The organism is Bradyrhizobium tropiciagri (assembly GCF_001189845.1).
In the GTDB taxonomy this organism is placed as follows: Bacteria; Pseudomonadota; Alphaproteobacteria; order Rhizobiales; family Xanthobacteraceae; genus Bradyrhizobium; species Bradyrhizobium tropiciagri.
This window is the reverse complement of record NZ_LFLZ01000043.1, coordinates 17,557-32,519: the sequence shown is the minus strand read 5'-3', so window position 1 is coordinate 32,519 and position 14,963 is coordinate 17,557. Positions and strand designations below refer to the sequence as shown.

Below are 14,963 nucleotides of genomic sequence, written 5' to 3'. Positions count from 1 at the left end.
CTGCAGCTCTTCCCATGCTTTCCTGATTCCCGAGTAACGCCATGCGATTGTCGCGGTTTTTCCTGCCCATCCTGAAAGAAAACCCGAAAGAGGCGGAGATCGTCTCGCATCGGCTGATGCTGCGCGCGGGCATGATGCGGCAGGAGGCGGCCGGCATCTATGCCTGGCTGCCGCTCGGCTTCCGGGTGCTGAAGAAGATCGAGCAGATCGTTCGCGAAGAGCAGGATCGCGCCGGTGCGCTCGAACTCTTGATGCCGACGCTGCAGCTCGCCGATCTCTGGCGTGAAAGCGGCCGCTACGATGCCTACGGCCCGGAGATGCTGCGCATCCTCGATCGTCACAAGCGCGAGCTGCTGTACGGGCCGACCAACGAGGAAATGATCACGGAGATCTTCCGCTCCTACGTCAAGTCCTACAAGAACCTGCCGCTCAACCTCTACCACATCCAGTGGAAGTTCCGCGACGAGCAGCGTCCGCGCTTCGGCGTGATGCGCGGCCGCGAATTCCTGATGAAGGACGCCTATTCGTTCGACCTCGACGAGGCCGGCGCGCGGCGTTCCTACAACAAGATGTTCGTTGCGTATTTGCGCACCTTTGCGCGGATGGGCCTGAAGGCGATCCCGATGCGGGCCGAGACCGGCCCGATCGGCGGCGACCTCAGCCATGAATTCATCGTGCTCGCGGACACCGGCGAGTCCGGCGTCTACATCAATCGCGATGTGCTCGATCTGCCGGTGCCGGGCGAGGACGTCGATTACGACGGCGATCTCACGCCGATCATCAAGCAGTGGACCTCGGTCTATGCTGCGACCGAGGACGTTCACGAGGCTGCGCGCTTCGAGCAGGAAGTGCCCGAAGCGAAGCGGCTCAACACCCGCGGTATCGAGGTCGGCCAGATCTTCTATTTCGGCACCAAATATTCCGACACCATGAAGGCGATGGTGGCCGGGCCCGATGGCGTCGACGTGCCGATCCATGGCGGCTCCTACGGTGTCGGCGTGTCGCGTCTGGTCGGCGCGATCATCGAGGCCTGCCACGATGACGCCGGCATCAAGTGGCCCGAAGCGGTTGCGCCGTTCCGCGCCGCGATCCTCAACCTCAAGCAGGGCGATGCCGCGGTCGACGGCGCCTGTGAGCAACTCTACCGCGAGCTCTCGGCGAAGGGCGTCGACGTGCTCTACGACGACACCGATCAGCGTGCCGGCGCCAAGTTCGCCGCGGCCGACCTGATCGGCATCCCCTGGCAGATTCTGGTCGGGCCGAAGGGGCTTGCCGAGGGCAAGGTCGAGGTGAAGCGCCGCAGCGACGGTTCACGCGACAATATGAGCCCGGCCGACGTCGTCGCGAAGCTCGCGGGTTAAAGTTTATTCACGCCGCGTGTTCGGCGGGGTAATCCGGCCACATTTGGCCCGAATCATGGGATTATCGAGAGATGGATGAGACCATGAGCGAGCCAGTCCGTACCCCCGCCTTTTGCGCATTCGAATGGCTGCTGTCCGGACGCTACCTGCGCGCGCGCCGCAAGGAAGGCTTCATTTCGGTTATCGCCGGCTTTTCGTTCCTCGGCATCATGCTCGGCGTTGCCACGCTGATCGTGGTGATGGCCGTCATGAACGGCTTTCGCAAGGAATTGCTGGACAAGATCCTTGGGCTCAACGGCCACCTTCTGGTGCAGCCGCTGGAATCGCCACTGACGGACTGGAAGGACGTTGCCGACCGCATCAGCCAGGTGCAGGGCATTCGCCTCGCCGCACCGGTCGTCGACGGGCAGGGGCTCGGATCGTCGCCGTTCAACGCGGCCGGCGTCTTCATCCGCGGCATCCGCGCCGACGATCTCAACAACCTCACCTCGATCGCCAAGAACATCAAGCAGGGCACGCTCGAGGGTTTTGACGAGGGGCAGGGGGTTGCGATCGGCCGCCGACTTGCCGATCAGCTCTCGCTGCATGCCGGCGACATGATCACACTGGTTTCGCCGAAGGGCGCGGTGACGCCGATGGGCACCACGCCGCGCATCAAGCCGTACAAGATCACCGCGGTGTTCGAGATCGGCATGTCGGAATATGACTCGACCTTCGTGTTCATGCCGCTCGCCGAAGCGCAGGCCTATTTCAACCGCAACAACGATGTGTCCTCGATCGAGGTGTTCACCACCAATCCGGACAAGATCGACACCTACCGCAAGCTGGTGACGGAGGCGGCCGGGCGGCCGGTCTTCCTGGTCGACTGGCGGCAGCGCAATTCGACGTTCTTCAACGCGTTGCAGGTCGAGCGCAACGTGATGTTCCTGATCCTGACCATGATCGTGCTGGTCGCGGCGCTCAACATCGTCTCCGGATTGATCATGCTGGTGAAGGACAAGGGCCAGGACATCGCGATCCTGCGCACCATGGGTGCCTCGCAAGGCTCGATCATGCGGATATTCCTGATCACCGGTGCCTCGATCGGCGTGGTCGGTACGCTGACCGGCTTTGCGGTCGGCATGCTGATCTGCCTGAACATCGAATCGATCAGGCAGTTCCTGTCATGGCTCACCAACACCGAGCTGTTCTCGCCCGAACTGTATTTCCTCTCCAAGCTTCCGGCTGAGGTCGATTTCGGCGAGACGCTCGCCGTCGTGATCATGGCTCTGACGCTGTCCTTCCTTGCGACGCTCTACCCGTCGTGGCGCGCCGCGCGCCTCGACCCGGTCGAAGCGCTCCGGTACGAATAAGGAGCCCACATGGCGGAGGGGGCGGAAGACGTACCGGTCGTCTATCTTCATGATATCAAGCGGGAATACAGGCAGGGCGAGGCGACGCTGACGGTCCTGAACGGCGCCAAGCTGGCGCTGTGGCCCGGCCAGTCGGTGGCGCTGGTGGCGCCTTCGGGATCCGGCAAGTCGACGCTGCTGCATATCGCCGGCCTGCTCGAAAGCCCTGATGACGGCGAGGTCTATGTCGCGGGTACGCCGACCTCGCAGATGTCCGACGTCGACCGCACGCAGATTCGCCGCTCCGATATCGGTTTCGTCTATCAATCACACCGGCTTCTACCGGAGTTCTCGGCGCTCGAGAACGTCATGCTGCCGCAGATGATTCGTGGCCTGAAGCGCTCCGAAACCGTGAAACGGGCGACCGAGATCCTCGCCTATCTCGGACTTGGCGACCGCATCACCCATCGTCCGGCCGAGCTGTCGGGCGGCGAGCAGCAACGCGTGGCGATCGCGCGCGCGGTTGCCAATGCACCGCGGGTGCTGTTTGCGGACGAGCCGACCGGAAATCTGGATCCTGCAACCGCCGATCACGTCTTCAACGCGCTGATGCAATTGGTGAAGGCGACCCGGGTCGCGATGCTGATCGCGACCCACAACATGGAGCTCGCCGCGCGGATGGATCGCCGGGTGTCGCTGTCGAACGGGCAGGTCGTCGAGCTCGAGTAGGTCGCGGCCTTCACACGCGAAGCGGTTGATGGTTCGCGTGAAGAACGGACGTCAAGATCATGTGCTGGAAGGCTTTTCCGTTCCGCCTCAATCGGAACGGAACGGCCGTGGCCCTCAATTGGCTGGGCGGCGCCGTCTGCCGGCCTCACTCGGTCGGCGGTCGATCGGCGGCCCGGCATAGTAGGGGTTGTTGATGCAGATAGCCGCCAGGCCGGACGCCGAGGCGCGGCACTGCTCGATCGACGTGTAGCCGCAATCGGTATCCTCGCCGCCCCATCGATAGTTGGTTTTGCAAACTGGCGAGGTCGAATCGTATTTCTGGGCGCTGGCTGGCGCGCTGGCGACGGTGCCCAGGGCCAAGAGTGCCAGAATCAAGCTGCGCATCAGAATCTCCCCGTCGATCACGTGCCGGTCACGCTCATGCTGAGCGTGCGTGCGAATAGACAGTTGCGCGGGGGCGCATCAACTCACTTTCCCGCGCTGATCTCGGCCGCATCAGCGGTCAGTGAAGAACAGGTCGAAGAAATTGCCCTCGCGACGGTCTCGCGGGGGGATGTGCAGATAGGAGCGCGGGTCGTTGTCGCCGGCATAATAGGGGTTGGCGATGCAGTTCTGCCCGATGCCCGAGGCCGTGGCCAGGCACGCCTCATAGGACGGATAGGAGCAGTTGCTCAGGCCGGGATAGCGGTCGCCCTGGATGCAGAACGGGTAGCGCACGCCGACCGCATGCGAGGGCGCCGGACCAAGCGTTGCGAGCGCGACCGCAGACGCCGCTGCAGCCAGAATCATCGTCCGCATGTGCATTCCTTATCGCTGCGAAGATTCGATCTCGGCTGCGATCCAAATCGGACAAGCCGGTTCCGGTCAACACGATCTTACGAGCAGCTGCGCAGGCAGGCTTGAATTGTGAAAATTGTACGGCAGCTATGTGGCAAAAGTTCCAAGAAGTCCCTGTAATACAGTATTAACTTCAAATTTGAGCGAAGTCGTTTGGGCCTGTCTGTTGCAGCGAAGTTACAGCAATTCCGTCGGGGGCTGCTATGACGGTGTCTCGCGGCCTTGGGGGCCTGTAGAAAAAGTTGGAACGGGAAAATGAAAAAGATTTTGCTTGTCACCGCCAGCATGATTGCGCTCAGCGCGACGGCTGCTTCCGCGGCTGACCTCGCGGCTCGCCCTTACACCAAGGCTCCGCCGCCCATGGTTGCCGCTGTGTATGATTGGACCGGCTTCTACATCGGTATCAACGGTGGTTGGGGCCAGAGCCACGACAACCGTTCGGTCGATGGTGTTGGCAGCGTCGGCAGCTACGACGCCAACGGCGGCACCGTCGGTGGCCAGATCGGCTACCGCTGGCAGACCGGCGGCTGGGTCTGGGGTCTGGAAGCTCAGGGCAACTGGGCTGACTTCACCGGCAGCACCGGCAACCTGCTCGTCCCGGGCGGCACCGTTCGCTCGAAGACGGATGCGTTCGGCCTGTTCACCGGTCAGATCGGCTACGCCTGGAACAACGTCCTGCTGTACGCCAAGGGCGGTGCTGCGGTCACCGATCGCAACTACCAGTTCCTGGCACCGGGCGGCGCCCTGGCGTCCTCGACCGGCTTCGACACCCGTTGGAGCCCGACGGTCGGTGTTGGCCTCGAATTCGCCTTCTCGCAGGGCTGGTCGCTCGGCGTGGAATACAACCACATCTTCGAAGACACCCACGGCGCGACCTTCGTCACCCCGGCCGGTGTTGCTGTTGCTGGCTTCCACACCGGTGGCGACACCGACATGGTCCTCGGCCGTCTGAACTACAAGTTCGGTGGCCCGATCATCGCCAAGTACTGATACCGCTTGCTCGCTTGATCCAAGCGGCAACGAAAACCCCGGGCTTCGGCCCGGGGTTTTTTATTGGCTTGGCGGATCCTCCTACCTGAGCAATGACCGAGCCTGGACCATCAATCGAAATCGGCGAAGTCGAGCCCGCTATTGGCCTTGGCTGCATCGTGGACGCAATCCGAGTATGCGCGCCACCTTTCGACGAAGCCGTAGCCCTTGGCTTGCTCCGCCGCCTTCGCCTTGCATTCGGCCTTGATGTGCTTGACGACGGCCTGCTGTCGCTTGGACATCTTTTCCGCGCTGGCGGGCGCCAAGGTCAGCAGCATTATCGCGAGGACACTGACAGGAAGTCTTGCGGCAGGAATGGTGGAGATACGAGGCATCACGACGCTCCCCCGAGATTGTTTGATTGAGACCTTACGCTGAGGCCGGAGCACTCAGCCGCGCGATCCTAGGCCTGGCGCGGGCGCTTTCTGCTGCTCACAGGGAGTACCGGAATCGTACGGGGGGAATGTCATGAGCCTTGGGACCGCCTCATCCGGATGAGCGTTCTCATCCGGACTGCACCGGCCACCCCGCGACTAACCATCAGGATCACGGTTGGAAGAACGCCCGGGCACCGGCGGCAACTGTTCGGGGCTTATCCCAGCCAGGACACCCGACGCGGCAAATTCGGACGCATGGAAAAAGCCTCACCCGTTGTTGCCAACGGATGAGGCTCCCAAGCAAGGGCATGCTTTTCGCTGAGCTGAGAACCCAGCGCGGCTCAACGCTTAGCTGCGCCGGCTTACGCGAGGCTGACGAGCGGAACTTTTGTTTCTGAATTTGTCGGAGACAAATGAACAACGCCCGGCAACCGGGAGGCTGCCGGGCGGTAACTGTTCTCTCCATGTTGCAGTGGGCATATCTAAACATTTCTGGCTGACACCAGCCTTACGGCTGGTCCTGCATCGTGATGCCTTGGGATTAGAGTGCGGCCCCGTCACTTCTCAGCGTGGTCTGTCCGCTTAATCGGCCGAATTAACCAAGCGAATTGTTTCGAGGGCAGTTTTCAAACTGACCCACTACCCATCCTTGGCTTCGACAGCGAGCATGACGCGCTGAGGCGGCCTCTAAAAGAATTTCTTTTGGGACTTGCTGGTTGCGGCCAAATAGACCCCGATCCCAGCGCCGATTAGGAGACAAGAAACCAATATCGCCGGGCCATAAAAGTATACGAAGCGCACGGCCGCATTGATGGCTTCGAAGAGGTACCATAGGCCCATAAAGAAATAGAAGGCGATCTTGTCGGCCACTGGCCATCCCAAAGTTGTGCTGGTGATATGGTATCGCTCCACACGTTTAGAGCTTCTTTCCCCATTAGCCTGGATTTTTTAGCGGGGTGGGTGACAGCTCCCGCCATGATTAACCAAGGGAATTCTTTCGGGGTCAGTTTTCAAATTGACCCACTAGCCCTGCTTGACTCCTAGAACAAAAAAGGAACAATGTTCTGCGTACGTTCCAGTTCAGGGAGAGCGGCCATGTTGAAGATTTTCGTGCAGGAAGCTGCAGCGCTGGCATCGATCACGCTGTTCGTCGGGATGATCGCGGTTTGGGCTCAGCTGATCACCCAGTTCTGAAAATGTCCTCGTGGGGGCAGGGGCATAGCTCGCCTTTGGTGACCCCTCCAATGTCCCCCTGGGGAAAAGCGGGAGGACCCGACGCCACGCCGCGTTCGGCGTGGACTTGGCAGGGTGAAGGCCCCACGATGGGGATGCGAGTCGGGTCTGACGCTTCCGAGCTCCGGCTTTGGCACTCGCTCCATCCCTGACGCAAGAGATCCCGTAAGCAGCCATGCCGAATGCCGGATTCGTTCATCTTCACGTTCATTCCGCCTATTCGCTGCTGAAGGGCTCGATCAAGATCGCCAAGCTCGGCGAGCTCGCGAAGGCCGACCGCCAGCCGGCGCTGGCGCTCACCGATACCGACAACATGTTCGGGGCGCTGGAATTCTCCGACAAGATGGCCGGCTACGGCATCCAGCCGATCGTCGGCTGCGAGGTTGCGGTGGATTTCGGCGATGTCGACCCCAATACGCGGAGCATCCTGGCGACGACCGGACCTACGCGAATCGTGCTGCTGGCGGCACGCGAGCGCGGCTACCAGAACCTGATGCGGTTGAACTCGCGGGCGTTCCTGGAGACGCCGGTCAACCAGACGCCGCACATCAAGCTCGATTGGCTCACTGACGCCGCCGAGGATCTGATCGCGCTCACCGGCGGTCCCGACGGGCCGATCGCGCTGGCGCTGCGCGCCGAGCAGGCGGCGCTGGCGGCTACGCGCTGCGAACGCCTAGCCAGCCTGTTCGGCGATCGCCTCTACATCGAATTGCAACGCCACGGCATCGACAAGGAGCGCCGCACCGAAGGCGGCCTGATCGACCTCGCCTATGCGAAGGGCCTGCCGCTGGTTGCGACCAACGAGCCGTATTTCGCCAGTAGCGATGACTACGAATCGCATGATGCGCTGCTGTGCATCGCCGGCGGCCATCTGATCGCCGAGACCAACCGCGAGCAGTTGACCCCGGATCACCGCTTCAAGACCCGGGCGGAAATGGCGGTGCTGTTCGCCGACATCCCGGAGGCGCTGGCCTCGACGGTCGAGATCGCCGAGCGCTGCTCGTTCCGTCCGAAGACCCGCAAGCCGATCCTGCCGTTCTTCACGGTCGGTGCCGCGCAGAGTTCTGATGCCGCGGCCGATGAGGCCGCCGAGCTGAAGCGCCAGGCCGAGGAGGGGCTCGCCAACCGCCTGCGGGTGCACGGTCTCTCGCCGGGCATGACGGAGGAGGACTACAGCAAGCGGCTGGCCTTCGAGCTCGACGTCATCACGCGCATGAAATACGCGGGCTACTTCCTGATCGTGTCCGACTTCATCAAATGGGCGAAGGCGCAGGGCATCCCGGTCGGACCGGGCCGCGGCTCCGGCGCGGGCTCGCTGGTCGCATGGGTGCTCACCATCACCGACCTCGATCCGATGCGGTTCGCGCTGCTGTTCGAGCGCTTCCTCAATCCCGAACGCGTCTCGATGCCGGACTTCGACATCGACTTCTGCCAGGACCGCCGCGGCGAGGTGATCCAGTACGTCCAGGAGCGCTACGGCCGCGACCAGGTGGCCCAGATCATCACCTTCGGTACGTTGCAGGCGCGCGGCGTGTTGCGCGACGTCGGGCGCGTGCTGCAGATGCCGTACGGGCAGGTCGACAAGCTGACCAAGCTGGTGCCGCAAAATCCCGCCGCGCCGGTGACGCTGGCGCAGGCGATCGAAGGCGAGCCGAAGCTGCAGGCGTTCCGCGACGAGGATCCGGTGGTGGCGCGTGCCTTCGACATCGCGCAGCGGCTCGAAGGTCTGACGCGCCACGCCTCGACCCACGCCGCGGGTATCGTGATCGGTGATCGGCCGCTGAGCGAGCTGGTGCCGATGTACCGCGATCCGAAATCGGATATGCCGGTCACCCAGTTCAACATGAAATGGGTCGAGCCGGCGGGGCTCGTGAAGTTCGACTTCCTCGGCCTCAAGACGCTGACGGTGCTCGACGTCGCGGTCAAGCTGCTCAAGCAGCGCGACGTCCATGTCGACCTTGCGACGCTGCCGATCGACGATGCGCCGAGCTACCAGATGCTGGCGCGCGGCGATGTGGTCGGCGTGTTCCAGGTGGAAAGCCAGGGCATGCGGCGCGCGCTGATCGACATGCGGCCGGACCGCTTCGAGGACATCATCGCGCTGGTGGCTTTGTATCGCCCAGGCCCGATGGCGAACATCCCGACCTATTGCGCGCGCAAGCACGGCGACGAGGAGTCGGAATATCTGCATCCGATCCTGGAGCCGATCCTGAAGGAGACCTTCGGTGTCATCATCTACCAGGAACAGGTGATGCAGATCGCACAGCAGATGGCGGGCTACTCGCTCGGCCAGGCCGACCTGCTGCGCCGCGCGATGGGCAAGAAGATCCGCGCCGAGATGGACAAGCAGCGCGACATCTTCGTCGCCGGCGCGATGAAGAACGGCGTGGGCAAGGGCCAGGCCGAGACGATCTTCGAGCTGCTCGCCAAGTTCGCCGACTACGGCTTCAACAAGAGCCACGCGGCGGCCTATGCGCTGGTGTCGTACCACACCGCCTACATGAAGGCGCATTACCCGGTCGAGTTCCTCGCGGCGTCGATGACGCTGGAGCTCAACAACACCGACAAGCTGTCCGAATTCCGCTCCGAGGCGCAGCGGCTCGGCATCAAGGTCGAGGCGCCCAACATCAACCGCTCCGGCCCGACCTTCGAGGTCAGCGGCAACACGATCTACTACGCGCTCGCCGCGCTGAAGGGCGTCGGTATCCAGGCGGTGGAGCAGATCATCGAGGAGCGCAACAAGAAGGGCGCTTTCACCTCGCTCGCCGATTTCGCTGCGCGGGTCAGCCCGCGCGCCGTCAACAAGCGGATCATCGAGAGCCTTGCGGCCGCCGGCGCCTTCGACACGCTGGACCCGAACCGGGCCCGCGTGTTCGCCGGCGCCGATGCGATCCTCGCGGCGTGCCAGCGCAGCCACGAGGCGGCAACCTCGGGCCAGAACGACATGTTCGGCAGCGCGCCGGATGCGCCCAGCATCACGCTGCCGCAGGTAGAGCCGTGGCTGCCCGCGGACCGGCTGCGACGCGAATATGATGCGATCGGCTTCTTTCTGTCCGGCCATCCGCTTGACGATTACGCGACCGCGCTGAAGCGGCTGCGCGTGCAATCCTGGGCGGAGTTCTCGCGCGCGGTGAAGACCGGCGCCACCGCGGGCAAGGTCGCGGCAACCGTGGTGTCGCGCATGGAGCGGCGCACCAAGACCGGCAACAAGATGGGCATCATGGGCCTGTCGGATCCGACCGGCCATTTCGAGGCAGTGCTGTTCTCTGAAGGATTGGCGCAGTACCGCGATGTGCTCGAGCCGGGCGCGGCCGTGCTGCTGCAACTCGGCGCCGAGCTGCAGGGCGAGGATGTGCGGGCGAGGGTGCTGCACGCCGAACCGCTCGATCATGCCGCGGCCAAGACGCAAAAGGGCCTGCGGATCTTCGTGCGCGACACCAAGCCGCTGGAGTCGATCGCTCGCCGGCTCAACATGCCGGAGGCCGCGCCTGCGCCGGGCGCTCCCGCAAAGGCTCCGGTGCTGAAGCCGGCTGCCGCACCGCCGGCCGCGGTCGGCGCCGATGGCGACGTCTCGCTAGTGATGATGCTGGACCTCGAAACCGAGGTGGAGATGAAGCTGCCCGGCCGCTACAAGGTCTCGCCGCAGATTGCCGGCGCGATCAAGGCCGTCGCGGGCGTGGTCGACGTGCAGACGCTGTAGCGGCGATTTTTGCAGCCGTGGAAAGCTGCCGACGCGACCTCGCGCGGCCTTGCAACTACACCGTGCTTCTCTATCGTCGCCCCGCTGGGAATCGTTTGGGGGCGGGATGATTGGGCGTGGAGCGGCCGTGCTGGCCGGTACTTTGTGCTGTCGGGCTGCGTGAGCGATGGCGTCGGGACCAATTATGCGGCGGTCTCGCAGAGGTTCGGGCCGCCGAAGCCGGGGCATTCTCGCATTGTCGTGCTGCAGGAGAAGCGCAAGGGGCTCAGCATGGCGTTCTGCGCCTGCGACGTGAAGCTCGACGGCGAGCCGATCGGCAAGGTGATCGTCGGCAGCTACGCGTTCGCCGACCGGCCCGCGGGCCGGCACCAGCTGATCGCAAGCGAGCTGATGTTTCCCGGCGATACGACGCATAATTTCGTAATCGAGCCGGGCCGCACCTACTTCTTCCTGGTCAAATCCAGCGAGCGGCACGATTCGGTCGCGGGCGTGTCGATGGTGGGTGGCCTGGTTGGCGGCTTCATCGCGTCGGCCGCGACCGCGAACGCGGGTAATCCGGGGCCGGCGGATTTCGTGGCGCTCGACGAGCCGACCGCCCGCACGACGCTCGCGGAGTTGCAACTGGTGCGGTAGGGCCGGGTCCGGTTGGGTCGCGGCGGGCGCAGGCGTCCGGATCCGCCCAATCCGGGGTAAAACGGTTCATTTTGGGGCCAAAAGTGGCGAAAGCGCCGGTCAAACCGGCCATATTTCCTTGCTTCTGGCGCAAATCAGGCTATATAGCGCGCCATCTCACACGGAAACATGGCTCAAAAGGCCGTCCGGTGGCAGCCGGGCCATAAGGCTCGTCTGCTCACACGTTTCCGGAGGAACCAACCGGAGAATTATCACTATGTCGCTACCCGATTTTTCTATGCGTCAGCTGCTTGAAGCTGGCGTTCACTTTGGCCACCAGGCCCACCGCTGGAATCCGAAGATGCAGGATTACATCTTCGGCGCCCGCAACAACATCCACATCATCGACCTCGCGCAGACCGTGCCGATGCTGCACCGTGCCCTGCAGGCGGTCAGCGATACCGTCGCCAAGGGCGGCCGCATCCTGTTCGTCGGCACCAAGCGCTCGGCCCAGGACGGCGTTGCCGATGCGGCCAAGCGTTCGGCGCAGTACTTCGTCAACTCGCGCTGGCTCGGCGGCACGCTGACCAACTGGAAGACGATCTCGGCCTCGATCAAGCGCCTGCGCCATCTCGACGACGTGCTCTCGTCGGGCGAAGCCAACTCCTACACCAAGAAGGAGCGGCTGACGCTGCAGCGCGAGCGCGACAAGCTCGACCGTTCGCTCGGCGGCATCAAGGACATGGGCGGTCTTCCCGACATGATCTTCGTGATCGACACCAACAAGGAAGACATCGCGATCCAGGAAGCCCAGCGGCTCAACATCCCGGTTGCCGCGATCGTCGACACCAATTCGGATCCGAAGGGCATCACCTACGTGGTGCCGGGCAATGACGACGCCGGCCGCGCGATCTCGCTGTATTGCGACCTCGTGGCGCGCGCCGCCATCGACGGCATCTCGCGCGCTCAGGGCGATTCCGGAATCGATATCGGTGCGTCGGCCGCTCCGATCCAGGAAGACCTTCCGGCGGCGGCGCCGTCCGGCTTCCAGGGGCTCGCCGGCCCGCGCGGCACTGCCGACAATCTCAAGAAGCTCACCGGCGTGTCCGGTGCGATCGAGAAGAAGCTCAACGACCTCGGCATCTTCCACTACTGGCAGCTCGCCGAGCTCGATCACGACACCGCGCACAAGATCGGCGAAGAAGTCGGTCTGCCGAGCCGTGCCGACGCGTGGGTTGCTCAGGCCAAGACGCTCGCCGAAGCGGAATAACAGTTACGCGGCGTGGCCGGGGTCTGCCCGGCCGCCGCTTCTATTCCACGAACAACGATTTTCCTGTTGCTGACAGCGGCGCCATCGGGCGCCGCGGTTTCTGTACAGGCAAGAAGGACATGGAACGATGGCAACGATCTCTGCAGCGATGGTCAAGGAACTCCGCGAGTCGACCGGCGCGGGCATGATGGATTGCAAGGCGGCGCTGACCGAGACCGACGGCGACATGACGGCGGCGCAGGATTGGCTGCGCAAGAAGGGCCTCTCCAAGGCCGCCAAGAAGGCCGGCCGCGTTGCAGCCGAGGGCCTGATCGGTGCGCTGACCGCGGGCACCAAGGGCGTGCTGGTCGAGGTCAATTCGGAGACCGACTTCGTCGCGCGCAACGAGCAGTTCCAGGGGCTGGTCAAGATGATTGCTCAGGTCGCGCTGAAGCACGGCTCCGACGTCGAGGCTATCAAGGCCGCCAAGGTTGGCGACTTCACGGTGGAGCGGGCGATCTCGGACGCGATCGCGACCATCGGCGAAAACATGTCGCTGCGCCGCGCCGCCTCGCTCGAGGTGAGCCAGGGCGTGGTGTCGAGCTATGTCCACAACGCCGTCATCGAAGGCGCCGGCAAGATCGGCGTGATCGTGGCGCTGGAGTCCACCGGCAAGACCGACGAGCTCGCGGTACTCGGCCGCCAGCTCGCCATGCATGTCGCGGCGGCAAAGCCCCTGGCGCTCGACCCGGCCGGACTCGATCCGGAGACCGTCAAGCGCGAGAAGGACGTGCTGGCCGACAAGTACCGCCAGCAGGGCAAGCCGGAGAACGTCATCGAGAAGATCGTCGATTCCGGCCTGAAGACCTACTACAAGGAGGTCTGCCTCCTCGATCAGGCCTTCATCCACGACAGCGGCAAGTCGGTTGCCCAGGCGGTGAAGGAAGCTGAGGGTAAGGTCGGCGGGCCGATCAAAATCGCTGGCTTTGTGAACTATGCTCTCGGTGAGGGAATCGAGAAGCAGGAAAGCGACTTCGCCGCCGAAGTCGCGGCCGCCAGCGGCAAGAAGTAACCGCTGACACCGGGCGTCCGGCGCTTTGCGCCGGAGGCCTGCCTGCGCGGGATGAGAAAGCGATCGCATCATGGCTGAGCCGATCTATCGTCGCGTGGTGATCAAGCTGTCCGGCGAATATCTGGCCGGCTCCCACGGGTTCGGTATCGATCAACCGACGGTCGACCGCGTCGCCGACGACCTGATCGCGGCCCGCAAGCTCGGCATCGAGGTCGCCGTCGTGATCGGCGGCGGCAACATCGTCCGCGGCGTCGAGGTGTCCTCGCGCGGCGTGTCGCGGCCGACCGGCGACACCATGGGCATGCTTGCCACCATGATGAACTGCCTCGCGCTCGAGGCGGCGATCGAGCGCAAGGGGGCCCCGGCGCGGACCTTGTCGGCATTCGTGATGCCGGAGATTTCCGAGCTGTTCACCCGTGGTGCGGCGCACAAATATCTCGCCGAGGGACGCATCGTCCTGCTCGGCGGTGGAACCGGCAACCCGTTCTTCACCACCGATACCACGGCCGTGCTCCGCGCGGCCGAGATCGGCGCGCAGGCGGTGCTGAAAGCCACCAATGTCGACGGCGTCTACAACGCCGATCCGAAGAAGGACCCCAAAGCCAAGCGCTTCGACCGTCTCACCCATTCGCAGGCGATCGAGGGCGGCTACAAGGTCATGGACGCGACTGCTTTCGCGCTTGCCCGCGAGACGTCGCTGCCTATCATCGTGTTCTCGATCGCGGAGCCCGGTTCGATCGGTGCGATTCTGCGCGGGTCTGGACACGGCACGGTCGTCGCCGGCTGATTGCCGCGCCTCCGGGTCCGGATTTTGGACCCGAGGGCGTCGACAGCCGGTTTCTAGTGAAAGGGAGAACGTCATGGCCGCACCTGGTTTTGACATCAACGACGTGAAGCGCCGCATGCAGGGCGCCACACAATCGCTCAAGCACGAACTCGGCGGTCTGCGTACCGGCCGCGCCGCGGCCTCCATGCTGGAGCCGGTCCAGGTCGAGGCCTACGGCTCGCATATGCCGCTCAACCAGGTTGCAACCATCAGCGTGCCCGAGCCGCGCCTGCTCTCGGTGCAGGTCTGGGACAAGACGATGGTGAAGGCGGTCGAAAAGGCGATCGTCGATTCCAATCTCGGCCTGTCGCCGGCGACCGAAGGTCAGGTGCTGCGGCTGCGCATTCCCGAGCTCAACGAGGAGCGCCGCAAGGAGCTCGTCAAGGTCGCGCACAAATACGCCGAAGCGGCCAAGGTCGCGGTGCGCCATGTGCGCCGCGACGGCCTCGACGTGATCAAGAAGCTCGAGAAGAATCACGAGATCTCCGAGGACGATCAGGAGCGCCTGTCGAACGAGGTGCAGAAGGCGACCGACGGCATGATCGTCGAAATCGATCAGCTGCTTGCCGCCAAGGAGAAGGAAATCCTGACGGTCTGAGACGGTACA

The 14,963-nt window shown here is 63.7% G+C and carries 14 protein-coding genes; 10 read left to right on the top strand and 4 right to left on the bottom strand.

Going from position 1 to position 14,963, the window contains the following annotated elements; genetic code table 11:
- Positions 1-41: 41 nt before the first annotated feature.
- The 3 genes from proS to AKN84_RS28450 all read left to right on the top strand — a co-directional run bounded on the left by proS (position 42) and on the right by AKN84_RS28450 (position 3,421).
- Complete coding sequence (gene proS, locus AKN84_RS28460) at positions 42-1,361, top strand: proline--tRNA ligase (protein ID WP_050423856.1); 1,320 nt, start codon at positions 42-44, stop codon at positions 1,359-1,361.
- Positions 1,362-1,432: 71 nt separating this feature from the next.
- Entirely contained in the window at positions 1,433-2,713 is a 1,281-nt protein-coding gene (locus tag AKN84_RS28455; protein ID WP_050423855.1) for a lipoprotein-releasing ABC transporter permease subunit, read from the top strand.
- A gap of 9 nt (positions 2,714-2,722) precedes the next feature.
- Positions 2,723-3,421, top strand: a complete 699-nt coding sequence (locus AKN84_RS28450; protein ID WP_050423854.1) for an ABC transporter ATP-binding protein — start codon at positions 2,723-2,725, stop codon at positions 3,419-3,421.
- Between the two features lie 114 nt (positions 3,422-3,535).
- Here AKN84_RS28450 and AKN84_RS28445 read toward each other — a convergent pair whose 3' ends face one another.
- Positions 3,536-3,805, bottom strand: a complete 270-nt coding sequence (locus tag AKN84_RS28445; protein WP_050423887.1) for a DUF3551 domain-containing protein — start codon at positions 3,803-3,805, stop codon at positions 3,536-3,538.
- 111 nt (positions 3,806-3,916) lie between these two features.
- Positions 3,917-4,219 carry a DUF3551 domain-containing protein gene (locus AKN84_RS28440; protein ID WP_244485547.1) on the bottom strand — a complete coding sequence of 101 codons (303 nt, stop codon included), beginning with the start codon at positions 4,217-4,219 and terminating at the stop codon, positions 3,917-3,919.
- Positions 4,220-4,513: 294 nt separating this feature from the next.
- Here AKN84_RS28440 and AKN84_RS28435 point away from each other — a divergent pair, with 294 nt between their 5' ends.
- Positions 4,514-5,248, top strand: a complete 735-nt coding sequence (locus AKN84_RS28435) for an outer membrane protein (protein WP_050423852.1) — start codon at positions 4,514-4,516, stop codon at positions 5,246-5,248.
- A gap of 110 nt (positions 5,249-5,358) precedes the next feature.
- Here AKN84_RS28435 and AKN84_RS28430 read toward each other — a convergent pair whose 3' ends face one another.
- Positions 5,359-5,622 carry a hypothetical protein gene (locus AKN84_RS28430; protein WP_128971248.1) on the bottom strand — a complete coding sequence of 88 codons (264 nt, stop codon included), beginning with the start codon at positions 5,620-5,622 and terminating at the stop codon, positions 5,359-5,361.
- A 729-nt stretch (positions 5,623-6,351) separates the two neighbouring features.
- A complete protein-coding gene (locus tag AKN84_RS28425) occupies positions 6,352-6,534 on the bottom strand; it encodes a hypothetical protein (RefSeq protein WP_050423850.1) in 183 nt (60 codons plus the stop codon).
- A gap of 538 nt (positions 6,535-7,072) precedes the next feature.
- On the opposite strand from AKN84_RS28425, the gene dnaE reads away from it, so the two are divergent.
- From dnaE to frr, 6 genes are all read left to right on the top strand, one after another.
- Positions 7,073-10,597 carry a DNA polymerase III subunit alpha gene (gene dnaE, locus AKN84_RS28420; RefSeq protein WP_050423849.1) on the top strand — a complete coding sequence of 1,175 codons (3,525 nt, stop codon included), beginning with the start codon at positions 7,073-7,075 and terminating at the stop codon, positions 10,595-10,597.
- 159 nt (positions 10,598-10,756) lie between these two features.
- On the top strand, positions 10,757-11,230 hold the full coding sequence (locus tag AKN84_RS28415) for a DUF2846 domain-containing protein (RefSeq protein WP_244485545.1): 474 nt from the start codon (positions 10,757-10,759) through the stop codon (positions 11,228-11,230).
- A 256-nt stretch (positions 11,231-11,486) separates the two neighbouring features.
- On the top strand, positions 11,487-12,479 hold the full coding sequence (locus tag AKN84_RS28410) for a 30S ribosomal protein S2 (RefSeq protein ID WP_021079203.1): 993 nt from the start codon (positions 11,487-11,489) through the stop codon (positions 12,477-12,479).
- 127 nt (positions 12,480-12,606) lie between these two features.
- Complete coding sequence (gene tsf / locus AKN84_RS28405; RefSeq protein WP_050423847.1) at positions 12,607-13,530, top strand: translation elongation factor Ts; 924 nt, start codon at positions 12,607-12,609, stop codon at positions 13,528-13,530.
- Between the two features lie 70 nt (positions 13,531-13,600).
- Entirely contained in the window at positions 13,601-14,317 is a 717-nt protein-coding gene (pyrH, locus tag AKN84_RS28400) for a UMP kinase (RefSeq protein WP_050423846.1), read from the top strand.
- A 73-nt stretch (positions 14,318-14,390) separates the two neighbouring features.
- Positions 14,391-14,954, top strand: coding sequence for a ribosome recycling factor (frr, locus tag AKN84_RS28395; protein ID WP_024583513.1), 564 nt, complete (start codon positions 14,391-14,393; stop codon positions 14,952-14,954).
- Positions 14,955-14,963: the final 9 nt, after the last annotated feature.